At 46.2% G+C, this 23,570-nt stretch carries 22 protein-coding genes and 1 tRNA gene; 11 read left to right on the top strand and 12 right to left on the bottom strand.

The window, feature by feature from the left end:
- The first annotated feature begins 129 nt into the window (after positions 1-129).
- Both QUB39_RS19245 and QUB39_RS19240 read left to right on the top strand, forming a co-directional pair.
- Entirely contained in the window at positions 130-402 is a 273-nt protein-coding gene (locus QUB39_RS19245; protein ID WP_333044472.1) for a hypothetical protein, read from the top strand.
- A 2-nt stretch (positions 403-404) separates the two neighbouring features.
- Entirely contained in the window at positions 405-857 is a 453-nt protein-coding gene (locus QUB39_RS19240) for an HNH endonuclease (protein WP_333053390.1), read from the top strand.
- 33 nt (positions 858-890) lie between these two features.
- Here the strand turns inward: QUB39_RS19240 and QUB39_RS19235 are convergent, their stop codons facing one another.
- Positions 891-1,322 carry a VOC family protein gene (locus QUB39_RS19235; protein WP_333053389.1) on the bottom strand — a complete coding sequence of 144 codons (432 nt, stop codon included), beginning with the start codon at positions 1,320-1,322 and terminating at the stop codon, positions 891-893.
- Between the two features lie 11 nt (positions 1,323-1,333).
- On the opposite strand from QUB39_RS19235, the gene QUB39_RS19230 reads away from it, so the two are divergent.
- A complete protein-coding gene (locus QUB39_RS19230) occupies positions 1,334-2,200 on the top strand; it encodes a TIGR00297 family protein (RefSeq protein ID WP_333210357.1) in 867 nt (288 codons plus the stop codon).
- Between the two features lie 299 nt (positions 2,201-2,499).
- On the opposite strand, the gene hetR is transcribed toward QUB39_RS19230, so the two are convergent.
- From hetR to QUB39_RS19210, 4 genes are all read right to left on the bottom strand, one after another.
- Entirely contained in the window at positions 2,500-3,405 is a 906-nt protein-coding gene (gene hetR, locus QUB39_RS19225; RefSeq protein WP_333210401.1) for a heterocyst differentiation master regulator HetR, read from the bottom strand.
- Positions 3,406-4,258: 853 nt separating this feature from the next.
- Positions 4,259-4,486, bottom strand: coding sequence for a hypothetical protein (locus tag QUB39_RS19220; protein WP_333053386.1), 228 nt, complete (start codon positions 4,484-4,486; stop codon positions 4,259-4,261).
- A 602-nt stretch (positions 4,487-5,088) separates the two neighbouring features.
- Positions 5,089-5,316, bottom strand: a complete 228-nt coding sequence (patX, locus tag QUB39_RS19215) for a heterocyst-inhibiting protein PatX (protein ID WP_333053385.1) — start codon at positions 5,314-5,316, stop codon at positions 5,089-5,091.
- Positions 5,317-5,421: 105 nt separating this feature from the next.
- Entirely contained in the window at positions 5,422-7,215 is a 1,794-nt protein-coding gene (locus QUB39_RS19210) for an FAD-dependent oxidoreductase (protein ID WP_333210360.1), read from the bottom strand.
- A 345-nt stretch (positions 7,216-7,560) separates the two neighbouring features.
- Between QUB39_RS19210 and cysC the strand changes: the two genes are divergently transcribed.
- The 5 genes from cysC to QUB39_RS19185 all read left to right on the top strand — a co-directional run bounded on the left by cysC (position 7,561) and on the right by QUB39_RS19185 (position 15,899).
- The gene (gene cysC, locus QUB39_RS19205) at positions 7,561-8,085 is read left to right on the top strand and encodes an adenylyl-sulfate kinase (protein ID WP_333053383.1); all 525 of its coding nucleotides are present in this window, start codon (positions 7,561-7,563) and stop codon (positions 8,083-8,085) included.
- 37 nt (positions 8,086-8,122) lie between these two features.
- Positions 8,123-9,850 (top strand): SLBB domain-containing protein, encoded by a 1,728-nt coding sequence (locus QUB39_RS19200; RefSeq protein WP_333053382.1) that lies wholly within the window; start codon positions 8,123-8,125, stop codon positions 9,848-9,850.
- A 143-nt stretch (positions 9,851-9,993) separates the two neighbouring features.
- Complete coding sequence (locus QUB39_RS19195) at positions 9,994-12,318, top strand: polysaccharide biosynthesis tyrosine autokinase (RefSeq protein ID WP_333210362.1); 2,325 nt, start codon at positions 9,994-9,996, stop codon at positions 12,316-12,318.
- A 433-nt stretch (positions 12,319-12,751) separates the two neighbouring features.
- On the top strand, positions 12,752-14,119 hold the full coding sequence (locus QUB39_RS19190) for an NAD-dependent succinate-semialdehyde dehydrogenase (RefSeq protein WP_333210364.1): 1,368 nt from the start codon (positions 12,752-12,754) through the stop codon (positions 14,117-14,119).
- Between the two features lie 142 nt (positions 14,120-14,261).
- Positions 14,262-15,899, top strand: coding sequence for an acetolactate synthase large subunit (locus tag QUB39_RS19185; protein ID WP_333053376.1), 1,638 nt, complete (start codon positions 14,262-14,264; stop codon positions 15,897-15,899).
- Between the two features lie 52 nt (positions 15,900-15,951).
- Here QUB39_RS19185 and QUB39_RS19180 read toward each other — a convergent pair whose 3' ends face one another.
- From QUB39_RS19180 to QUB39_RS19170, 3 genes are read right to left on the bottom strand one after another with little or no spacing between them, the layout of a single operon-like run.
- The gene (locus QUB39_RS19180; RefSeq protein ID WP_333053375.1) at positions 15,952-16,119 is read right to left on the bottom strand and encodes a type II toxin-antitoxin system HicB family antitoxin; all 168 of its coding nucleotides are present in this window, start codon (positions 16,117-16,119) and stop codon (positions 15,952-15,954) included.
- Positions 16,120-16,130: 11 nt separating this feature from the next.
- Entirely contained in the window at positions 16,131-16,355 is a 225-nt protein-coding gene (locus QUB39_RS19175; protein WP_333053374.1) for a DUF4926 domain-containing protein, read from the bottom strand.
- 8 nt (positions 16,356-16,363) lie between these two features.
- Entirely contained in the window at positions 16,364-16,699 is a 336-nt protein-coding gene (locus QUB39_RS19170; RefSeq protein WP_333053373.1) for a DUF6883 domain-containing protein, read from the bottom strand.
- Positions 16,700-16,891: 192 nt separating this feature from the next.
- On the opposite strand from QUB39_RS19170, the gene QUB39_RS19165 reads away from it, so the two are divergent.
- Positions 16,892-17,515 carry a type II toxin-antitoxin system antitoxin SocA domain-containing protein gene (locus tag QUB39_RS19165; RefSeq protein ID WP_333053372.1) on the top strand — a complete coding sequence of 208 codons (624 nt, stop codon included), beginning with the start codon at positions 16,892-16,894 and terminating at the stop codon, positions 17,513-17,515.
- Positions 17,516-17,922: 407 nt separating this feature from the next.
- Here the strand turns inward: QUB39_RS19165 and QUB39_RS19160 are convergent, their stop codons facing one another.
- The 4 genes from QUB39_RS19160 to murA all read right to left on the bottom strand — a co-directional run bounded on the left by QUB39_RS19160 (position 17,923) and on the right by murA (position 21,566).
- Positions 17,923-18,798, bottom strand: a complete 876-nt coding sequence (locus tag QUB39_RS19160; RefSeq protein ID WP_333053371.1) for a DMT family transporter — start codon at positions 18,796-18,798, stop codon at positions 17,923-17,925.
- A 195-nt stretch (positions 18,799-18,993) separates the two neighbouring features.
- A tRNA-Leu gene (locus QUB39_RS19155) sits at positions 18,994-19,075 on the bottom strand.
- Complete coding sequence (locus QUB39_RS19150) at positions 19,054-19,923, bottom strand: M48 family metallopeptidase (RefSeq protein WP_333210367.1); 870 nt, start codon at positions 19,921-19,923, stop codon at positions 19,054-19,056. The genes QUB39_RS19155 and QUB39_RS19150 overlap by 22 nt, the downstream gene beginning before the upstream one ends.
- A 224-nt stretch (positions 19,924-20,147) precedes the next feature.
- The gene (gene murA, locus QUB39_RS19145) at positions 20,148-21,566 is read right to left on the bottom strand and encodes a UDP-N-acetylglucosamine 1-carboxyvinyltransferase (protein WP_333053368.1); all 1,419 of its coding nucleotides are present in this window, start codon (positions 21,564-21,566) and stop codon (positions 20,148-20,150) included.
- Between the two features lie 409 nt (positions 21,567-21,975).
- On the opposite strand from murA, the gene QUB39_RS19140 reads away from it, so the two are divergent.
- On the top strand, positions 21,976-23,067 hold the full coding sequence (locus tag QUB39_RS19140) for an RNA-guided endonuclease TnpB family protein (protein ID WP_333053367.1): 1,092 nt from the start codon (positions 21,976-21,978) through the stop codon (positions 23,065-23,067).
- A gap of 132 nt (positions 23,068-23,199) precedes the next feature.
- On the top strand, positions 23,200-23,570 hold a 371-nt coding region (locus tag QUB39_RS19135), incomplete at its 3' end, for an AAA family ATPase (RefSeq protein ID WP_333053366.1).

Below are 23,570 nucleotides of genomic sequence, written 5' to 3'. Positions count from 1 at the left end.
ACGCTCTGCTTTGAAAACCTCGATTTTTTTTTAAAAGTAGGGGTTCGGTCTTCGGTATTTTCGAGTCTAGCTAGACGGATTTAAAATTTATTGATATAATCTTAATTGACACCCATAAAATCAACAATTATGATCGTCCTGCCAAAACTGGAAAAGCTGCGAGACACTCTGCCTATAGAAGGAGCCGTTCGCATTGAATTAGTGGAAGGAATACCGATTTTTCGAGCCTCTACAACAGTCAAAAATCGCATAGAAGAACTGTTGGAAAAACAACAAAATTTGCAACTCAATCCCGAAGAAGACCAAGAACTGAATCTTTACGAAGAAATCGACGATTACCTCAGTTTTGTCAATCGAACTGTCCGCAATCTTTTCTTGGGCCAGATTCAGCCTACAGTATAGAAATGTCAGCTCGCCGTCAAATTCCTGAGAATATCCAAAATCAAGTTCGTCAGAGAGCAAACTGTCTGTGTGAATATTGCCATGCTTCCGAACAATGGCAGTATGTAGAGTTTACGATCGAGCACATCATTCCTCTCACTAAAAAAGGGAGTAACAATATTGACAATTTGGCACTAGCTTGCTTTCATTGCAACCGTCAAAAATCCGATAAAACTACAGCCATAGATACCCAGTCGAGTGTAGAAGTACCATTGTTTAATCCCAGACTAGATACCTGGAACGAACATTTTATTTGGTCGGCGGATGGATTATCAATAGTTGGTTTAACTACAATTGGACGAGCTACAGTTACAGCATTAGTCTTAAATCGAGAAAGAGTTATTAATATTCGTACTGCTGACAAAGCTATAGGGCGACATCCACCAGCAGGTGATTTGATTCAATCCGAAAGTTGATATGCTGCAACTGGTTGTTATTTCGCGCAGCAATCAAACAGCATCGCCAACTTCAGCGTATTCGCTGCGACCAAAAATTGCTTCAGCTTCACAATAATACTTGAACTCAAGTATATTGTGGAAAGGATCTTCTAAGAAGAAAGTACGGTGTTCTGTAGGCAAACCGACAAATCGCCGTCTCGGTTCTTGATAGAAATTTAACTTGTTTTGCTGGGCTTTTTCTAGCAACGCTTCCCAGTCAGCTTCGGAAGTAAAAATTAACCCAAAATGCCGGGGGTAGATGCCTCGCTGAGGCGTCAAAGGTTCGTGGCTGACGTGGGCGACAATTTGATGGCCGCACAAGCCCATAATCGCAGAATTTGGCGATTCGCGACCTAGGTCGCAGCCGAGCCCGTCTACGTAGAACGCTTTGGTTTGGGCAATATCGGTCACGGGAAAGGCAAGATGAAATAAGACTTGGTTCATGGAGGTACTAAATGCCGAATTCAGAATTGTTCTTTAATTATTTATCTTGGTCTAATCCTTGGTTGGTGGCGATCGCCCTAAATACATTTTTACTCACGATCGCCACCATTGCTCCTAAAAAATTGCTCACTCCTGCTGGGCAATTTCACGGCTGGGTATTGGGCGTCCTCATCTGGGGCTGTTTGGGATGGCAAGGCTATGCTGTCGTGATGTTTTACTTTCTTGTCGGATCGGGAGTTACGCGCATCGGCAAAGCCCAAAAAGAAGCAGAAGGCATAGCCGAAAAGCGTTCAGGCGCCAGAGGCCCAGAAAATGTCTGGGGTTCGGCTTTAACCGCTACTTTTTGCGCTTTGGGAGTTTTGGCATTATCTATTTTAGGAGATACAGGCGAGATGTCTGTTTTAGGAGAGACAGGCAAGATGTCTGTTTTAGCAGACACAGGCAAGATGCCTGTGCCACAAGATGCTATTTCCCTGTTATTGCTGGGTTACGCGGCGAGTTTTTGCACCAAACTTTCCGATACCTGCGCCAGCGAAATCGGCAAAGCTTACGGTTCGCGGACTTTTTTGATTACCAGCTTGCAGCCTGTACCTAGGGGTACGGAAGGGGCCGTAAGTTTGGAAGGAACGATCGCAGGTATTGTCGGCTCAATTTTGATTGCGCTTTTGAGTTGGGCCGTCGGTTTAATTGACTTGACAGGAATTGTTTTTTGTGTTATTGCGGCTTTTATTGCCACGAACATCGAGAGCGTGATTGGGGCGACGGTGCAATCAAAGTTTGAGTGGCTGACCAACGAGGTAGTAAATTTTTTCAATACACTCATAGGAGCGATCGCAGCGATTATTTTAGCTGCGACCTGGAGAGCTTTTTTAACTTAGTTAATCCTGGACGCATTCGCGCCCCAAGAAACCTAGTTTTTTACGAGAATTCAAACGATTAATATTACGTCCGGTCGATTACCCCTAATACGGTAGGGGCTCCCCTCACGAAAAATATCTGTCAATAATTGACAATCTCAAAAACCCGCCCTTTTAATCGCGGTCACTCGATCGGACATGATATAACAAAGTATTTTTGGAAAAAAAGCCGGTGGCCCCGTCCAGGGCTATTAGCTATTAATCATTAGTCATTAGTCTCAAGCAATCAACTCATGACTAATGATTAATAGTTAATCAAACTAAGCGTCGTCTTGCGGCCCAAAAACCATTTGTAAAATCATCGTCGGTTCTCCCCGCTTGTGATAGCGATCGGCCCAATTGCGAATAATTTCATCTAATTCCTCAAGGGCTTGGTCGAGCCGTTCCGGCGGAATATCCAAAGTCTCCATAATTCGCATCACCTTCGGTTGTTTTTCCGCCCAATCCTTCATCAGCCGGAAATATCTAGCCGTATCCTCAACCATAGTAAATGTCCGCTCTTCCTGCTCTGCCGGAGAGTAAGTAGCGCGAGTGAGGGCATAAAACGGCATTCCCCAAGGAGAATCAATGCGAGTCACTGTCCCAGAATAGATCAAGCGCCGCTTAATGTGTTCTGCTAGAGCTTCGCTCAAAGGCATTCGTCTTTCTGGAGACATATCTTCTTGCGATCGCCTGTGCAGAAACTCGATCAACTCCATAAACTGAAAAGAATTGATCAGTTGAGCGTCTGGCGGATTAGGAGGAATCTTGCCTTCGAGATATTTTTTTTCATCTACAGTCAAATTGTTTCCCGGAATGCGAGGGCGTCCCGGCATCCAACCATACTGTTCCAGCCAGACATAAGGAAACTGAATCAAATATCTAGGTTCTTGGGAACCTAACATTTTCAGCAATTTTCCCTGAGTCAGAGCTTCCTGGACTTCTTCAACAATCACCTTCACCCGTTTAGGCTCAATGTGATGCAAGTGTCCGGTCATCCGCAGGTTGTTTTTTTCCTCAATATAAGTCATATAAATGGCACACTTAGCCGCCGTTGCGGCCGCGTCTAGAAACGCCCCGTGCCTGTGCCCACTGGTTCTCATGGCGCTAAACGCCAGATATAGCATGATCTGATCCATTGCACTAGGGCTGAGGCTTTTGACCAGATCCAAAGAGTCATTTTTCATCACTATCCCCGAAATAGCCAAATTAGGAGGCATTTTGTCATCCTCCATTAAATTATTGCGAGAGCGCCGAATCAAGCATAGCCGACTGTCGCCGGAAAGCTTGCCAGCTACCCTAATATTCAGGTTAGTTAATTTCCCTGAGGTAACAGGGGCATGGGCTTAAAGGCTATCAACACCGCATAAGTGGTTCTTATTGGTGGCCAATTTAAGTAGATTGCTGCACCCTCTGCGCTGACAGTTTACCTATATATAAGTTAGTTATCGCACGTTTATTATAGTGCAGCGGTTGAAAATTAAACCCTACCTGTGGGGGGGAGAAGGTAAATAACTGTTGCGATGCCAGGAATTTGAGGCGACTCCGAGCCCCTAATTCTTGAATAGTCATGGATGCCCAAACCCGGTTTTATCAACTAAAATAAGGCTGTTGCATAATTGCGGGAAGATTTTGATAGTTTGGTGGGATGGGATATCGTAGCCAGTCCGCTGTATTTTCACAGCAGGCGGGACAGCCCACAAAAATCCGCCTCAAATTGTGCAACGCCAAAATAAGGCGTGGGGGGCGAGGGATATCGGTTGAAAAACCCAGATGATCCGAGGCCTGTGGTTAGTGCTTGTTTAATTGAAGCGTTTTCAATACAAAACCGCCACATACTAGAATCTATCTCTAGGTAGATGGCGGTTCCCCCTTTATATGCTAACATTTCTTACACTAAAAAAAATCTCCTAATAACTGTCCACAAAAAGTGCAGTTGTCGCTTAACCTGAAAAACTAGAATCCCAGAAAATCCGATCGAGCGATCGAATGAACGACCCAAAGCAACTCACTTGTGGTAATCACTTGCCTCCAGTGCGATTAGAAATCTTGTAGCGGATGAGTGTAAACATTAGACTCGGTAAAATCCCTGCGGTTGCCTCGCCTCTTAATAGGACGCTCGGGCTTTTGTTGAGTTTGGGCTGACAACATATATTGGGCGGTGGCAGTTTCGAGCATGGGGAGTGGAGATTCAAAAGCTTGAGCGGCGCTGGCACTCAAGGTAATGCCCAACAGGCTCAGTAAAGCAATTGCAGTGTAGGTTTTCATGGGTAGTATTCGTCTCAGTATCTATTTAGAGATACGACATTTACCCTGGCCTATCAGGATGAATTTCCCTGAAATTATCAAACTAGAGAATTAGGAATCAGGAATCAGGAATCAGGAATCATAAGGAAGAAGGAAAAAGAAAGAAGGAAAAAGGCTTTAGTTAAGCTATCGCGCCTTTAAATTGTCTCCTAAAATCATTGTATAAAAAGCGGAAAATTATCTTTACCTCTCCCTTTCTCACCCTCTCCCCCTTCCGAAGCAACAGACACTTTAGATGCGTAGCATCTGATCTATGAGAGCAGCCAGAAGTCGATGTAAAATGAAATAAAATTTCTTGCTTCAGTAAAAAAAAATCCTAATTGCACTACCCAGAAGGTTGCAATAATATACAAAACCGCCAAATACGAGCTTCAATGTCTCGATAGATGGCGGTTTAAGGTTTATATGCTATCATCACATAAAAGAATATCCTAATGACTGTAAACAAGAAATGCAGTTGCCTTGGAAACCAGAAAAACTATCATCCCAGGAAATCAGATTCAGCGCTCGACACGGGCGGCAGAAACTAACTCAATAACGGAAATCGCTTTCGTCCAATGTCATTAAAATGCTTGTAGTTGATGAGTGTAAAGATTAGGTTCACTGAACTCTCGGCGTCCGCTGCCTCTTTCAGGAGAACGATCGCCCCTTTGTTCGGTTTGGGCGGATAAAATGTATGAAGCGGTGGCAACTTCCAGCAGTCCGACGAGGGATTCAAAGGCTCGAACGACAGTGGCGCTCAAAGTAACGTCCAAAAGACTCAGTAAAGCAACTGGTGTGTAAGTTTGCATGGGTAGTATCCGTGTCAGTGTCTATTAACTGATACGGACTCTCCCCGATCTATCAGGATAAATTTCTGTGAATTTTTCGGATCTCTGCAAAAAACCTCACCTCTTCTATTCTACTGCTACCGCCAGCAGCCAAGCACCTGCCGAATTCAGCCGGCCCCATACTGTCAGAGGCTTTTCGGTTTCGCAATTGTGTAAAAATTTGTCGGTTTCCGAGTCCAAAGTCACGAGTTGCCAAGTTTGACCGGCCGCAGATGCGGGGCTTGTCAGCGTTAGTGTCCAGTCTTGTTCGCCGAGGCGACGGAAAATGCCAGAAAATTGGCTGTGGGTATTTGCTGTTTGACTGCTTGGTTTTTCTACTGACTCCTGACATTCGCCGCTGGCGGGATATGCTTGGGGTCGATCGAGATAATAGCGTTGCCAATCGAGCCAGTCCGATCGATCCCGTGTCAAATTAAATAAAGGAATAACCGCCGCACTCGCCTCGGAATCTTGCAGCAAAGCTTCCTGCAAAACTCTCACCGGCAACTCCCGCGGCTGACATCCAGATTCCGCGCACAAAGCCGCCGCCATCCCCGCCGCCTGTCCAATATTCATTACCGTCGGTTGCAAGCGAGTTGCACCGTTAGCGATGTGAGATACGGAAATATTTTTTTCGCAGACTAGCAAACCGTCCGTACTCGCAGGAATTAGCGCGCTGTAAGGAATGGTAAACGGAGTTCCAGTCCAGCGGCCGCCCCAGCGGATCGATTTTGGCTGCAAGGGAATGTCGCCACTGGTGTAGTGGTGATCGTTGGCATAGTTCCCGATCGCAATTGTTTCACAAATGCCCTCAGAATTTATCGGCAACTTCGCGACTCTGCCACCGACAATAGGCAAAATATCTTGTTCTGTGATTGTTTGTACTCCCCGCAAGCGCCGACTTTCTCGGTAGTAAGGATGTAAGGCAAAGGAAGAAAGAAGGGAAGAATTTTGTTGATTGTCGATCGTTGAAAGGGGGAAAATATTCTGTGCAAGGCCGTAGCGGGGGCCGAGTTGCGTTTGAATGAAGCGGGCGAAACTTTGACTGTGCCAGAGACTTTCTTGGAGGAATTCTTGTCGAGATGCTTTAGATGCAATTAGTCGATCGACTCCTTCACCATAATCATTACCTCGAATCGGCCAATTAATCATCAACAATCCCCCCGGAAGCCTGCCGTAATTGAGAAATTGTTCGGGAGTGTAACCGTCCCAAGCACCGATAAATCGATCGAGATTCTCAACAGGCGGCGCGGGAATTTCTGGCGCCACCGCACCTTTACCAAAATCCTGCATAATTGCCACCCAAGTCGGAGCTTGCACCGAATAACGCTCTGTGAGAGCATTAGAGGCAGCCGGCGCGCTGGGTTCTCCCCACTCGGCTTGGAATTCCCAACCCCAGCGGTGCCCAACATCCGCTAAAGCCAGCAAATCTCCCAATTCCGTTGCATCCAAAGTGATTTTGGCCGAAACAGTAAAATCTGCAAACCGAACGCCAGAAATGCGATATCTTTCCCGTAGCACATCATGAGCGATTTGTCCAGAAATCCACTGTAAGTTCGGCAAACATTTAACCCAATCAGCAAAAATTTCAGCACCGATGCGGGGATCGTAAGTAAAAAAACTTACCCAACCCCAATCCAAACCTCCCGGCTGTCGCTGCTGGAGTTCCCGGAGAAACGCGCCCCACAAACCAGTTTGAAAAGCTGCTAATTCATTGCCATCGGGGGCAGAAACGCCAGCAGAAGTCAGCATTCCTCCCAGCCAGGGGAATTCACTTACTAAAATAGTTTTGGCCCCTCGGCGGGCTGCTTGCACGGCTGCGGCAGTGCCGCCAGTGCCGCCACCGACTACCAAAACATCTGCTTTTAAGACCGAAGACATGGGCAATACCATTTTAGATTTTAGATTTTAGATTTTAGATTGCAAGAGGCTCATTCATCATGTAAGGTGCGACCACAAGCACCCAGAGGATAGATGTTCGGCGTTGGCGCCCATTGAATGTAAGGGTACACAGGCGGCGCACCCTACAGATTTTAAAATTACCTCTTTCTCCTCTTCCCTCTACCTCTGCGTCCTCTGCGTCCTCTGCGGTAAAAAAAAAAATTAGTTATTGTGAAAGTCAGATCGCATCTCAAATCAAAAAGAATCAGAAAATGGGGAACCGGGACACTAAAGTCATACGTCGCGTAATTTCCCCACTACTCACTACTAACCAAGCAATTGAAAATGGAAAAAGGTTTTATTTTGTGGTTCACCGGGCTGAGCGGTTCCGGCAAGACAACTATCACCAAAGCTCTCGAACCTGAATTGAAGGCAAGAGGTTGCAAAGTGGAAATATTAGATGGAGATGTCGTTCGCACCAACTTGTCAAAAGGTTTGGGATTTAGCCAAGAAGACAGAGATACTAATATTCGGCGGATTGGATTTGTAGCTCACCTGCTGAGCCGCAATGGAGTAGCCGTAATGACCGCAGCTATTAGCCCCTACAGAGCAATTCGCGACGAAATTAGAGCAATGGAGCCCCATTTTGTTGAAGTATATATCACAGCGCCGTTAGAAGTGTGCGAAGGTCGCGATGTCAAGGGGTTATACGCTAAGGCGAGAGCAGGAGAAATTAAGGGTTTTACGGGAATTGACGATCCTTATGAAGAACCGCTTAATCCTGAGATTATTTGTTACACAGAGCGAGAAACTGTGGAAGAGAGTGTTAAAAAAGTTCTGACCAAGTTAGAACAGTTGGGTTACATTTGATGTTGGCGGGGTTGGATGAGGATAGGGGCAAAAAGCGATGGTGGTGAAAAGTTATTCGCACGGCGTGCAACTTGAGAAAAAAGCTCACCCTTGTGTTCCCTTCGCGGAGAGGGAGGGTGAAGAATTTCTCCCATTTCCTGCAAGAAGAGGGGCTCAGGGAGACATTTCCAGCAAAAGCTGCAAGCTAAGTTATTGGGCAAGCAATGCTGTCAAAAGTTTAATGATTCAAAGTTTAACAGTGTCAGTGCTGGCGGCGGTGGGTTCATCTCCTGCAGCGGCCCAGTTTATGCCTCCTCCTCCTCCTCCTGCGGATGCGGGTTCTCCTGTTCCTGTACCAGTACCCGCAGCGCCGGGATTTCCGGGATTTCCGGCAACTGAACCTTCAAGTGTACGATCGGAAGTTTACACTTTAGGCGCGGGCGATCGTATTCAAATGGACATCTTCAACGTCCCGGAATACAGCGGCCCCAACGGTCAACACCAAGTACAGGCCGACGGTTCCCTGAGTTTGCCGTTAATTGGCAGCGTTTCGGTGTACGGGATGACCCTAGAACAAGCTTCTAATGCTGTTAAAGACAAATACGGCAAATACCTCAAACGCCCTTGGATTACCCTGAAACTGCTGGCGCCGCGTCCTTTGCAAATTGCGATCGCGGGCGAAATCAACCGCCCCGGAGCCTATACAATATCCTCAGCAGCAGGCCCCGGAGGCACAGCAGAGCAAATGGGAACTCAAATGCCAACGATATCGCGGGCTCTGCGAATGGCAGGCGGAATTACCCAGTCAGCAGACGTGCGACAAATCAAAATCCGCCGCCCCCAGCGCAACGCACCGGAACAAATTATTAGTGTGGATTTGTGGGAATTATTGCAAAACGGCGATTTGCGGGCCGATATGACTTTGCGCGACGGCGATACTATATTTATTCCCACTGTAACTAGCCTCAACCGCCAAGAAGCACCGACTTTAGCAGTAGCTAACATTACCGGACAAAGCACTCAACCAATTAATATTGCTGTGGTGGGCGAAGTAACTCGCCCCGGTACTTATACTTTGACAAAAGAGGCTCAAAGTAGGGTACAAGAGAATGAAATGGGTGAAAATTCTGGTTTGTTTGCTGCCAGCGAAACCAACGGCGGGGAAAGTGTTTTGCAGCAAACTGTAACGAGGGCAATTAAAATGGCGGGCGGCATTACGCCGGTAGCTGATATCCGACAAATACAAGTTCGCCGCCTGACGCGGGCGGGTACAGAACAAATTATTAATGTCAATTTGTGGCAACTTTTGGAAGGGGGAGATGTATCCCAAGATTTAGCGCTACAACAGGGAGATACAGTAATCGTCCCCAAAGCCGAAAACCTCGATGAAACCCAAGACGAACAAGTTGCTAATTCTAATTTTTCACCGGATACGATTAGGGTGAACATTGTAGGAGAAGTCGTGAAACCGGGAACGATTGCGGTGGTGCCCAACACTACTTTAAATCAAGCGCTGGTAGCAGCGGGAGGTTTTAATAAAGCGCGGGCAGAAATGGATTCGGTGAATTTAATTCGCCTCAATCCTAACGGCACCGTTTCGCAGCTAACTGTTAAGGTGGATTTTTCTGCAACTGCCAATGAAGAAACTAATCCCAAACTGAAAAATAATGATGTAATTATGGTAAGGCGATCGGGTCGCGCTACGTTCTCGGATAATGTAGGAGGGACTCTCGCTCCTCTCAGCCCGCTGTTAGGAATATTTCGGTTGTTCGATATTTTTCGGTGATTTGAATAAACTGGCATTAAGACCTCAAAAACCCGATTTAGAGAAAATATTGCGGTTTGGTAATGCAATATCGAGGAATCAACCGATTTCCTGAAACTCCGCCACCAATACAGACGTTTAAACTAATAAGTTGTAGAAATCAAATGAAACCAGGGAAACAATCTCAAGTAGCACTGTTTAATCATAAAAAAGCCGCTGATTTGCAAAAAATGTCTTCTGGGCTTTATGGAGAAGATCAATTTTTAGGCAGCAACAAAACCGAGACAGAAGAGTTAACTTTTTGGGAAGTTTGCCGCAGTCGCTCCATCTTAGTAATCGGCGTAGCAGCGGCAGTGACTACCGGAGTTTTCGCCTGGACACTGAATCAAAAAAGCGAGTACGAAGGGCGCTTTCAATTATTAGTAGAACCAGCCGTTACGCAAAATACTTTAGCCAAAATTTACTCGGGTGAGCTGAAACTGCAACCAGCGGCGCCCGCGACGACAGAAAATGCTGGTTTTGACTACGAATCGCAAATTCAAGTTTTACAAAGCCCGCAAGTAATGGCGCCGATTGTTAAAGAGTTGCAGGCTAAGTATCCTGACATAAATTACAACTACCTCTTGAACCAAAAAGCAGATAATTTGCCGTTTTCTCAGGAAACTAGGTTGTCAATTAATCGATTCAAAAATACCAAGATTATCGAAGTTAGATATCGGGATTACGATCCGAAAAAAATTCAGTTTGTTTTGGAAAAAGTGGCGCTAGGCTACCGCAACTACAGCGTGCAAGATACCACAACTCAAATTAGTCAGACTCTGGATTTTGTAAAATCGAAAATTCCCAATCAGCAAAAACGCCAACAAGCTCTGCAAACAGAAATTCAAAAGTTGCGGCAGCAGTACAATTTCATCGACCCGCAAATTCAAACGCAACAACTCGCGCAGCAAATCAGTGAACTTCAAACGCAAAGATTGGAAGCGCAAACGCAGCTCAATCAGCAGAGATTGCTCTATTCCAATCTGCAAAATCAGCTTGGATTAAACCAGAAGCAAGCGCTGATGGCCTCGGCTCTGAGTCAAGCTCCCCGCTATCAAGGGATGCTGACTCAATTGCAGCAATTAGAAGGGCAAATTGCGATTAACTCGGCTACGTTTACAGACGAAACTCCGCAAATGCAATTGTTGCGAGAACAGCGCAAAAACCTGATTCCTTTATTGAAGAAAGAAGCCCAACAAGTTCTGGGAACTGATTTGGCTAAGGTAAATTCACAAGTGCTGGCTTTTCAAGATCCGGTGCGGATTAAGTTAATCGAGCAGTTTATCGGTACTGCTAATTTAATTCAGGTGCTGGGCGTGCGGAATCAAGTTTTGGAACAAGCTGCTAAGCAGTTGAATCAATACTCTCAAAAATTCCCGGTGATTTTGCGGCGCTATTCCGATTTGCAGCGCGAGTTGGACGTGACTAACAATACGCTGAATGGTTTGCTGGCAAAACAGCAAGCTTTGCAGCTTGAAGCTGTGGGCAAAAAAGAGGTGGCTTGGGAAGTTATTGCTAAGCCTGAAATTCCGCGTTACAAAAATGGCGAGTTGATGGCTGTTGCTCCGATTATGCCTTTGAATTTGGCTTTGGGGGGATTGGCTGGTATGCTGTTTGGTATGCTGGCGGCGCAGTTGGCGGAACGGTTTAAAAATAAAACGGTGTTCCAAACTCCAGAGGATGTTAAACAGTCGATTCGCCTGCCTTTGTTGGGGGTAATTCCTGCTAGCGATAAAATTTTGAGACTTCCTCCTGCTGAGACAAGCCCGGTGGATGTGGCAATTTCGCCGATGCCGACGGATGCTTTTCAGGAAGCTTTTCGATCGCTCAATGCGAATATTCGCTTACTAAACGTTGATACTCCGATCAATTCTTGTGTAATTACTTCTTGTCAAGTAGGTGATGGCAAGTCTACGGTAGCAGTCAATCTGGCGCGGGCGGCGGCTGCAATGGGGCAGCAAGTGCTGTTGGTGGATGGGGATTTACGGCGCCCGCAGGTACACGAAATGCTGGGTTTACCGAATTGGCAAGGCTTGCACAATGTGATTGCTGATGATCTGGATGTGCAACAGGTGATTGTGCGATCGCCCCGCGATGAAAATTTGTTTGTGTTAACTTCCGGCCCGGTTCCTTTCGATCCCACAAAGGTGCTTTCTTCCAAAAAAATGCAGCATTTAATGGCAGCTTTGTCAAGTCATTTTGATTTAGTTATTTACGATACTGCACCACTTTTGGGTTTGGCGGATGCGAATTTGTTGGCGGCTCACACTAACGGATTGATGCTGGTAGTGGGGCTGCATCAAACTGAGCGGGAGGCGCTGTTGTTGGCTTTTGAAGATTTGAAAATGGCGGGAATTCCGCTGTTGGGAATGGTGGCGAATAACGATAAAGGCAGCAGGTATTACTATCAGTCTTACGTGCAGGATTACGTTCAGGAACAGTCTGTTTGAGGGAGAGGAATTGAGAAATGTTTAGTGGAACAGGCCGTCGGGCCTGTTCTTGAGAATGCAAGGCGGGCGGGACACCCGATCAGATATTTATATTTCCTCCATCTTGCACCTTTAATTGTGAATCAAGCTGTCTGGGGCGGGCGGGACGCCCCAGAAGAACATTTAACTTTTGTGGAACAGAACAGGCCGTCTAGCGTGTTCTGGTGATTTGTGCGTGATTTCAGAAAGACAAATTTTCTTAAGATTTGCGATCGAGACTCTGAACTATAATAAAAAGTAGAGAAATTTAAACAAATCGCGGCACTTGCAACTTAGCAAAATCTGAAAGAAAACGTGGCTGGTAAATTCCTATTTTGTAATACCTTGATACAACTCCCTGCCTCGGCTCAAAACTAGCAGGGAGTTTTGTGTTTTTCACACAGGAGATGAAACAATGGCTATTGCTACTATCAACCCGGCAACGGGAGAAACGCTGAAAACTTTCGAGCCGATCGCGGATGAGGTAATCGAAGCTAAGCTGGAATTAGCACAGCAAGCTTTTAAAAAATACCGCCAACTGCCGTTTGAGCAGAGAGCTCTGTGGATGCAGAAAGCTGCAGACATCTTGGAGCGCGATCGCGAAATTTACGCTGAAATGATGACTCTGGAAATGGGTAAAACGCTCAAATCTGCGATCGGCGAAGTCGAAAAATGCGCCTTAGTTTGTCGCTATTACGCCAAAAATGCCGCTCAATTTATGGCAGACATACCGGCAACCACTGACGCTAGCAGCAGCTTTGTCCGCTACCAACCGCTAGGCGCTATTTTAGCCGTTATGCCGTGGAACTTCCCATTTTGGCAAGTTTTTCGGTTTGCGGCGCCGGCGCTGATGGCGGGCAATGTCGGCTTGCTTAAACACGCTTCCAACGTGCCTCAGTGCGCTTTGAAAATCGAAGAAATTTTCAGGGAAGCTGGCTTTCCCGAAGGCGTTTTTCAAACTTTGTTAGTGGGCGCCGACAAAGTAGCCAATATCGTTGCGGACGATCGTATAAAAGCAGCAACCCTCACCGGTAGCGAACCAGCGGGTGAAAGTTTGGCAGCAAATGCGGGCAAAAATTTGAAAAAAGTAGTGCTGGAATTGGGAGGAAGCGACCCATTTATTGTGATGTCGAGCGCCGATGTAGCAGCAGCTTTATCAACTGCTGTGACATCCCGGATGCTCAATAACGGTCAATCTTGCATCGCCGCCAAACGCTTTATTTTAGCAGAAGAGATAGCCGACGAATTCATCACAGGATTTGTCGAAAAATTCGAGCAATTAAAAGTAGGCGATCCGATGTTGCCAGAAACCGATATCGGCCCTTTAGCTACTCCCGCCATCCTCAAAGACTTGGACAATCAAGTGCAAAATTGCATCCAATCGGGAGCAAAAATTCTGACAGGTGGCCGCCCATTGTCAGAGAAAGCCGGCAATTTCTACTTGCCAACTATTCTGACAGATATTCCGCCGAATGCCTCTGCCCGTCAAGAAGAATTTTTCGGGCCCGTAGCTTTAGTATTCCGGGTTGCAGGCATCGAGGAGGCGATCGCCCTCGCAAATAGCACATCTTTTGGCTTGGGTGCGTCAGCTTGGACTACAGTAAACTCAGAGAGCGATCGATTTATTTCCGAACTAGAGGCGGGCGCGGTATTCATCAACGGTTTAGTAAAATCCGACCCTAGATTGCCCTTCGGCGGTATCAAACGCTCCGGTTACGGACGCGAATTGAGCATCCAAGGAATGCACGAATTTGTTAACATAAAAACAGTGTGGGTGAAATAAGCTCCCACTCTCTCAACCGATCGCACAAATCTACATAAGTCTGCGTTTATCTGCGTTTATCTGCGGTTAAAAATTCCCATTTAGTATTTTTGCGATCGGTTGAAAAAGACAAAAAAACCATTAACCGAGGAGAGAAACGGAAATGAACACAGCTCAACTATTGGTAAAATGTTTAGAAAATGAAGGCGTCGAATACGTCTTTGGACTTCCCGGAGAAGAAAATTTAGAAGTTCTAGAAGCCCTGAGAAACTCTTCAATTAAATTTATTACTACTCGCCACGAACAAGGCGCCGCATTCATGGCAGACGTTTACGGTCGTCTCACCGGCAAAGCCGGCGTTTGCTTGTCCACCTTGGGCCCTGGGGCAACTAACTTAATGACAGGAGTTGCTGACGCCAACTTAGACGGCGCTCCTTTAATAGCAATTACCGGACAAGTCGGCACAGACAGAATGCACATAGAATCGCACCAATATTTAGATTTGGTCGCCATGTTTGCGCCAGTTACTAAGTGGAATGCTCAAATTGTTCGCCCCAGCACGACGGCAGAAATTGTCCGCAAAGCTTTTAAAGTAGCTCAAAGTGAAAAGCCGGGAGCAGTTCACATTGACTTACCTGAAAACATCGCAGCCATGCCTGCTGAAGGAGATCCGCTCACCAAAGACAACCGCGAAAAAACTTTTGGCGCTTACCAAAGCTTGAATAAAGCCGCTGTGGCAATTTCCAAGGCAAAAAGTCCTCTGCTTTTAGTAGGAAACGGTGCGATCCGCGCTAACGCCAGCGATGCTTTGACACAATTTGCTACTCGATTGAATATCCCTGTAGCTAATACTTTCATGGGCAAAGGTGTGATTCCTTACACTCATCCTTTGGCACTGTGGACGACGGGCTTGCAAAAACGCGATTACATTAGCTGTGCTTTTGAAGAAACGGATTTAGTGATTGCTGTTGGCTACGATTTGATTGAATATTCCCCGAAAAAGTGGAATCCTGAAGGAAAAATTCCGATTATTCATATTGGAGCTCTGCCAGCAGAAATTGACAGCAGTTATATTCCTCTTATAGAAGTTGTGGGGGATATTTCTGATTCTCTCAATGAAATTTTGCAGCGTGCCGATCGCATGGAGAAAGTAGACCCTTTTGCTAAGCAATTGCGGGCGGATATTCGGGCTGGGTACGAACAATATGCAGCCGACGACGGTTTCCCGATCAAGCCACAAAAACTCATTTACGATTTGCGGCAAATCCTGGACCCGGAAGATATTCTTATATCTGATGTCGGAGCTCACAAAATGTGGATCGCGCGGCACTATCATTGCGATCGCCCGAATACCTGTTTGATTTCCAACGGCTTTGCGGCGATGGGAATTGCGATTCCGGGTGCGGTAGCTGCAAAACTCGTTTATCCCGATCGCAAAGTAGTAGCCGCCACCGGCGACGGTGGTTTTATGATGAATTGCCAAGAGTTAGAAACTGCTTTGCGAGTCGGTACTAATTTTGTGACGCTGATATTTAATGACGGCGGTTACGGGTTAATTGAATGGAAGCAGCAAGATTATTTTGGTCATTCCGATTTCGTCAAATTTGGCAATCCCGATTTTGTGAAATTTGCGGAAAGTATGGGTTTAAAAGGCTATCGAGTGGAATCTGCAACAGATTTTATTCCGATTCTGAAAGAAGCCCTTGCTCAAGATGTCCCTTGCGTGATTGACTGTCCGGTAGACTATCGGGAAAATGCGCGTTTCAGTCAATTATCTGGGGATATGAGTTGCAATTTGTAAGAGTAGCTAGAGCCTCGGCTTCTTTAATAAGTCGGGGTTCTAATAATGGACATTATTCGAGATAGAGTTTTGTAGCTTGTTTAAGATTGGCGATCGCTTCTTCTATGGTTTCGCCTGGGTCAACCGTGCTGACTTCAGGACATTCGGCAATGTACATATCTTCTTCTTGGTAAATGATGCCTGTGAAGCTTGGATTTTTCCTTATAATTTTCGCTTCCATTTAGATAGGGCTCAAGCTAGCATCCGGGCGTGAGCAATTTCTCTATCACCTATGAGACGGACTTGGGAGCTAAAGAGTGAAATAATAGCTAATGTTTTCCCCGTCAAGGTAACAAATTCTACTTCATATCCTACCCCACCTTGATGTACTAAAACAACAGTGCCAATATCGCCTTGGCTTAATTTTTTTTCTGGGATATCAATTGTTAAAACAATGCTGTCAAGTTCTTGAATCATTTTATTTTTTAATCTGGTGGATAGGCACTTACTAGCCTGGGAGTGTCGCCTCCGGTTTCAATAAACCAAACAGAACGCACAAAGGGTTTTCTGCCATCTGCTGCTAGCATTTCTTCTTCAATAACGTACCGACTGCCAAAAGGAGATTCTTCAATTTTAGCTAATTCATGGTCGGCGGCATGACGCAGCAAGGCCGTTGCCATGATTTCCCAAGCATCAACTGAAAAGCCAAACCGTAAAAAAAATTTTGCTTTGCTTTTCCCGTCGCGGTGGGTGAGTGAGAGCAGATATTCGGTAATTTTCTTTTCAGGAACGACTGCTCTTTCATAATTGGGCAGTTTCAAGCACTCTTTCCAAAGCTTACTCTTGTATATTAACCAGAGTGGAGGCGATCGGTCAAGCAGGGGCGATTACCTACGGGATAGCTGCGCCTCGCGTGCTTTTTGACAAGTTGGGATGTAAGGGCGATCGCTATTACGTCAGTCATTATTCCGCACTGTTTGCTAGAATTATTTAAGTCAGCTATAAGGACGGCTATGACTGAAGCTATCTCAACAAAAAATGAATATCAAATAACTGTGAGTTCTCCAGTTTGGCAAAGAGTTGAGCAAATTGCCGCAGAATTTAACTTGTCAGTTTCGGAACTATTGGAACAGATAGGCAAAAATCAACTCAAAGTTGTTGCGGTTCCCGGTAATTCAGTAAAAGTGAGTGAGCAAGATATTGCAAATGCTTTTATTTGGTTAGCCGCCCAAACTAATGTAGCAATCAACGCCTACAAGCTACAAAAACTTATATATTACGCTCAAGCTTGGTATTTAGGAGTTTACGGAAAGCCACTATTTGATGCAGATTTTCAAGCAGGGATTCACGGGCCGGTTATTCCTGATTTATTAGAAAAGTATCAACGCCAATTTAGTTGGGAACGCATTACAGAGAAAATCGAACAACCGAAAATTCCCCAAAAAGTTGGGCAATTTATCGAAGAAGTTGCGGAGGCATATTTTGAGTATGATGATGAAACTTTGGAACGAATGATTTGCAGTGAAATGCCTTGGCTGGAAGCGAGAGGAGATTTGCCGAGAGACGAATCTTGTCATGGGATTATTTCTCACGAATCGATGAAGAAATATTATTCGGGCCGTTTCTTCTCTAAATAATATAAGGGCGATTCCCTACGGGATAGCTGCGCCGCGCGTGCTTTTTGACAATTTGGGATGTAAGGGCGATCGCACTTTTTCAGCTTCAAGTATTCGGATTAGCTGTTACCTGCGTGATGTACGGGATAATCAGGTCAAAATCCTTACGGATTTCTGCCAGTTGTTTTACCTAAGTATGAGAAGCATAAATCACTTCCTCTTACTTCGGGCGATCGGTTGCAATTTGCTTCTCAATCTCTCCGTAGAGTTTTATTTTAACTTGTCGGATTTGATATGATGCGTTTTTTCAGTCAATTCAGACCTAGTTGAGTTTTTGGCTACTTAAACTAATATTTAAGGACACTAACTAAGAAAGAGCCTATTTTTTGATTGTTTAGCGACACGCCACACTTCTCTCTAAAATATCATCACTTCAAACCCAATAATAAGGCGATTCCGCCGATCGCACCAACTACCCCCACAACAGCCCGAAGGCTCACTTTTTCGCCCGCCAGCACCGCTAAAGGCAGTATAAATAGGGGACTGGTAGAACTGAGTGCTTGAGCGATTGCTGCGGGTGCATATTTCAGCGAAGTCTGTTGCAGAAAAATTCCGAGATAGGTTCCTAAAAAAGCTGCTATAATTATTGCACCTAATAGTTTTGGCGCTTTTAATTGTTTGAAACTATCAAGATTTTTTGGGTTCAAAAAGCATAGCATAACTGCCATGCCGCCGCTCAAACGCAAAGCCGCAGTCCACAGGGGATCAATATCTATTTGAGTGAAGGCGGCGCGGGATAAAATAGCTCCAGCGGCGTGGGATGTTTGTCCTAATAAACTAATGGCTAATCCTTGCCAAAGATGTTTTGATGGTAAGGTTGTTTCGGCTGTTCGTTCTGCAATTACCCACGCTACGCCGCAGATTGTTAAAAGAATGCCAGTACAAGCAATGGGCGATAACTTTTCTTGCAAAAATATTAAGCCCAATAAAGCTGTTAAAGGGGGAGATAGGGTTTCTAAAAGCAGCGTTCGCCTCGCGCCTAAATATTTTAATACGATAAAGAAAGCGGTGTCTCCGATGCCAATTCCTAGGGCGCCGCCGATCAGCAGCATTGCTAAAATATTAGGGTTGATTGCGGGTAAGGGTTTACCTAAAATTAGTACAGTGGCAAGGAGCATGAAAAGGGCGATCGCGCCTTTGAGCAAGTTTAGCACCACTGCGGGGATTTGCTGTCCCACTCGCTGCCAGATGGTGGAAGATAGAGCCCAGACAAATGCAGCGCCTAAAGCGGCGATTTCACCCATAAAATTTGTTGACTGTTGACTGTTGACTGTTGACTGTTGACTGACTAACGACTAACGACTAATGACTAATGACTAATGACTGTTGTTACCGATGCCCGATGCCCGATGCCCGATGCCCAATGCCCGATACCCAATATAAATTAGGGTTCCAGACTTATCATCTGGAACCCTAAATTTATTAAGCTTCTTTAGTAGTGGGCGGGGAGAGAATCGAACTCTCATACCTTTCGGTGTCAGATTTTGAGTCTGATGCGTCTACCAATTTCGCCACCCGCCCTTTTTCGTTTCACCATCATAACACACCGATCGATTTCCTGCAAGCAAAGATTCATAATCTTTTGAACTTGCCCAGCGATCGATCTCTCTGGCGCGCAATACTGGTACAGGATGGGACAACTGAGCCGTTTGAGCTTGTTTGAGCATTTCTCCCAGTTGAGTGCTGCTGAGGTCATCGTAGGCCCGCGCCTGCGCCAAAAACGCATCGACATTCAGTTTGGGAGCTAAAGTCGGCGAACCTCCGGCCAGTTTCATCAACAGCGATGCTACCACTCTTGGGTCTTGAGTGGCGAGCAAGGCGGCGCGATCGCACGTAAATTCCGCACACCGCAACCATTCCAACATTTGCGCCTGCAAACCCTGGGCGAGCACGGCTCCCACCGGCGAAATTTGGCCGGCGGCCAACACAATTAAATTAGCCAGAGTCAGGTAAACTCCGTGTTCGCACTTCAAATGCCCCAACTCGTGAGCAATTACTGCCTTAACTTCCTCATCTGTGAGCAAATCAATCAGAGAAGTGTGCATCACCACAAAAGGCTGTTTTCCCCGCATCGCGAAGGTGTAAGCATTCGGCATCGGATGCTGGCGGACATAAAGCTGCGGCGGTTCCAAATCCAGAGTTTTGCAGGCATCCAACAACAATTGATGCAGGTGGGGCAATTGATTTTCCCCGACTTGGACGCTGGAAGCCAGATTTTCCAGCATGAAAAACTGTTCGCCCAGTTGTCCCAGCAACTGCCGCACCATCAAATCCAGGCCGGGCAGTTGTTTGAGAGTGCTGGTAGCTTCCAAGTCTAGGGGGTGGCGAAACTGGTCTGCTTTCAAACCGATGAGCGGTATGTTCGACATTTTAATCCTGAGTCATTAGTCATTAGTCATTAGTCATTGGTCATTGGTCATTAGTCATTGGTCATTGGGAATTGGGAATTGAGAATTGGGAACTGGGAATTGGGAATTTTCTTCCTTCTTCCTTCTTCCTGACATCCGTTACATCCGCTACAGAATCCGTTGCCGAACTTCCTTTTTCCTTCTTCCTAATGACTAATGACTGCTGACTAATGACTAATGACTAATTAACAGTTTAAACCCGATCGCACGGGATTGACAGGAGCCTCAGCAGTCGCCGGGTCTGTACCCTCTTTCACGCGTCGCAAATTCGCGCCCAATTTTTGCAGTTTCACCTCTAACTGCTCGTAGCCGCGGTCTAAATGCTGCAAGCTGCTGATGGTGGTGACACCATCGGCTGCAAGTCCCGCTAACACTAACGCCGCCGAAGCCCGCAAATCTGTTGCCACTACCGGCGCACCCGACAGCCGCGACACTCCGCGCACAATCGCGACATTGCCTTTAAGGCGAATGTCGGCGCCCATGCGGTTGAGTTCTGCTACGTGGCGCAAGCGATTCTCAAACACGGTTTCTTTGATCAAGCTGTCGCCCTCGCTCAGCGTCAGCAAAGCCATAAACTGAGCTTGCATATCTGTGGGGAAACCAGGGTAAGGCAGAGTTTCGATGTCTGTGGCCGAGTGAGTTTGGCCGGGAACTATCCGCAAAATGTCGGGGGATTCTGCAATAATTTTCGCCCCAATTGTCTGCAATTTGGCAATGACTGCGGTCAGGTGGTCGGGAATTACCGGCGACAAACTGATTTCGGAGTGAGTGATGGCTCCGGCTACTAAAAATGTTCCGGCTTCAATGCGATCGGGAATAATTGGATAGTCTACCGCGTGCAGCTTGGGAACTCCCGAAATGACGATCGTATTCGTGCCAGCGCCTTGAATTTTTGCTCCCATGGCGCAGCAGAAATTCGCCAAATCTGCGACTTCCGGCTCTTGAGCCGCATTTTCAATCACGGTTTCTCCTTGGGCCAGAGTCGCCGCCATCATCAAAGTTTCAGTTGCGCCAACGCTGGGGTAGTCCAAATAAATTTTGGCTCCTTTCAGGCGGCGGTTCGGCCCTTTGACGTAAGCGTGAACGGTGCCGTGGTCGATGTGGACTTCGGCACCGAGGGCTTGCAAACCGCGAACGTGGAGTTCAACGGGTCGGGCACCGATGGCGCACCCACCGGGCAAGGGTACTTTGGCAAATCCCAAACGCGCTAGCAGTGGGCCGATAATAAAGAAGCTCGCCCGCAGTTGGCTGACTAATTCGTAGGGGGCTTGAGCGTCTATGAGGTTGCTGGCGTTGATGTCTAAAACGTCCCCGTGCTGCTGTAATTTGACTCCTACAGCCGAGAGAATTTGCCCCATGCGGGCGACATCGACTAGACCGGGAACGTTGCGGAGACGGCAATCCTCTGGGCATAGCAGGGCTCCTGCCATGACGACTAAGGCCGAGTTTTTGGCGCCGCTGATTTTGACGTGTCCTTTAAGGGGCTGGCGACCCCAAATTTGTAATACTTGTTGGTCGCTTTCAGGTGAAGCTGGCAGGTTAGATGAGTTCTGAGCTGGTGTAATGGGTTTGCCCTCCATAATTCGCTTCGTTACTTTATACATTATTAATTTTGGTTCGATTTTACCGGAAAGTTTTTATATGTCTAGGGGTAACATTAGGGATTCTCGGCATTATATTTGCCAAGCTTCAGTCTGGGTAAGGCTTTCAGGTTTAATCGCATAAATAATGTCGATCGAGTCTCATGAAATTATCTGTATCAAAATTTACGTTCATTTGTAGCGGTCGCTCGGATCACAGATGTTATAGCTTTGTCAACGATCTTTTGAAGTAAAAGCCGGCTGGGTTGTTGACAAAGGTGTAAGATATCTGTTCGATCGACAATGCTAGAAAGTTAACACATTGTCGATCGCCCCATTGCCTGTGCTAACCTGTGACAACAACCTAGAGTAAAACTTAAGTGCCAAATACTTTGCTAAACTTATTCACAGTTAATCACCGAGAGGAAGTTTCATGTTTGCTGTCAAGCGGGCGCTAAAATTAAATAACAAGGAAGCGACGTTGATGGCAAAACACGCAGGATTCCGGCGCGTAGTTTTCAATTTTGGGTTGAGCCTGCGAACTCAAATGTACAGTGAGGGGAAATTTACCGACTCGAAGGTACTCAACGAAGTCAAGAAGGTTCTCACCAATCACGTCAAGAAAACGTCTGAATTTGCTTGGATGAACCAGTTGTCTAGCCGAGTTTATCAAAACGCTTTGATTGACTTAAAAGATGCTTTTAGTCGATATCGTTCGGGGAAAGCAGGTCATCCGAAGTTCGCCAGCCGGCGAGACGGTCAATCTTTTACGGTTGATTCATCTAACGGTAAACTTTTGTTAGTCGCTGGTAGCACTATCAAGATTCCTACGTTGGGAACTTTTCGACTTTTTGAGCCGTTAGAATGTGGTTTTATTTCTCAAACTTTTACGGTTTCAAAAGAAGGTAATCGCTGGTTTGTTTCCTTTTGTGTGGATGCAGAGCGCCTGCCCGGTGGGCAGTCTGAAGGTTCTGTAGGAATTGATGTCGGCATCAAGTATGCGGCCACGCTATCAACCCAACAGAGTTTTGATGCACCAAAGCCGCTAAAGCAAGCGAAAACCAAGCTTGCTACTTTACAGCGCCAAGCATCTAAACAGGTAAAAGGCTCTCGAAATCAGCGCAAAACCTACAACAAAATTAGTCAGATCCATGCACGAGTCGCTCGTATTCGCTTAGACTTCCTTCACAAGTTAACAACTTACCTAGCTAAAACTTTCAAGCTAATTAAGATTGAGAACTTGAATGTTCAAGGAATGATGGCGAATCATAAGTTAGCTGGAGCAATATCTGACCTGGGATTTTACGAATTCAAACGTCAGCTCGACTACAAATGCCTTATGTATGGAGCTAGTTTAGTGCTAGTAGACCAGTGGTTCCCTAGTACGAAAACTTGCTCAAATTGTGGCACAAAAAAAGATATGCCACTAAGCGTTCGGACTTTTGACTGTCCTACTTGTGGCATATCTTTGGAGCGGGATTTTAACGCAAGTTTGAATATTTTAAATTGGGAACCCTCGGCTTGAGGGGAATAGCCTACTTATCTTGGGATTAGCCGTCTACCCAACAGCGTAGGAAGTGAAATCGAATTGTGTCTAAAAATGAGTTTAGACAAGTTTAGATAAGTTTCACGAAGCAGCCAAAGCTACTCCTAGCATATGGTTCACATTAAACGGATCGAACTGACTAACTTTAAATCTTTTGGCGGCACGACGGCCATTCCCGTGCTGCCCGGTTTTACTGTGGTTTCCGGGCCCAACGGTTCTGGGAAGTCCAACATCCTCGACGCTTTGCTGTTTTGTCTCGGACTTTCGAGTTCTAAGGGAATGCGGGCTGAACGTTTGCCGGATTTGGTGAACAGCGCCCAAAACAAACGCGGTACGATCGAAGCTAGCGTGACTGCGACTTTTGCGTTGGAAGATGTGGGGGACGAATGGTTCGCCCAGGATGAAGATGAGGAGGAAAATGCAGCAGATGAGTTATCTGTTGAAGCAGAGGAAGTCGAAGGGATAGAAATTGCCGAAACTCA

It is taken from the genome of Microcoleus sp. AT8-B5, from assembly GCF_036705565.1.
Taxonomy (GTDB): domain Bacteria; phylum Cyanobacteriota; class Cyanobacteriia; order Cyanobacteriales; family Microcoleaceae; genus Microcoleus.
This window is presented reverse-complemented; position numbering and strand designations above follow the sequence as displayed.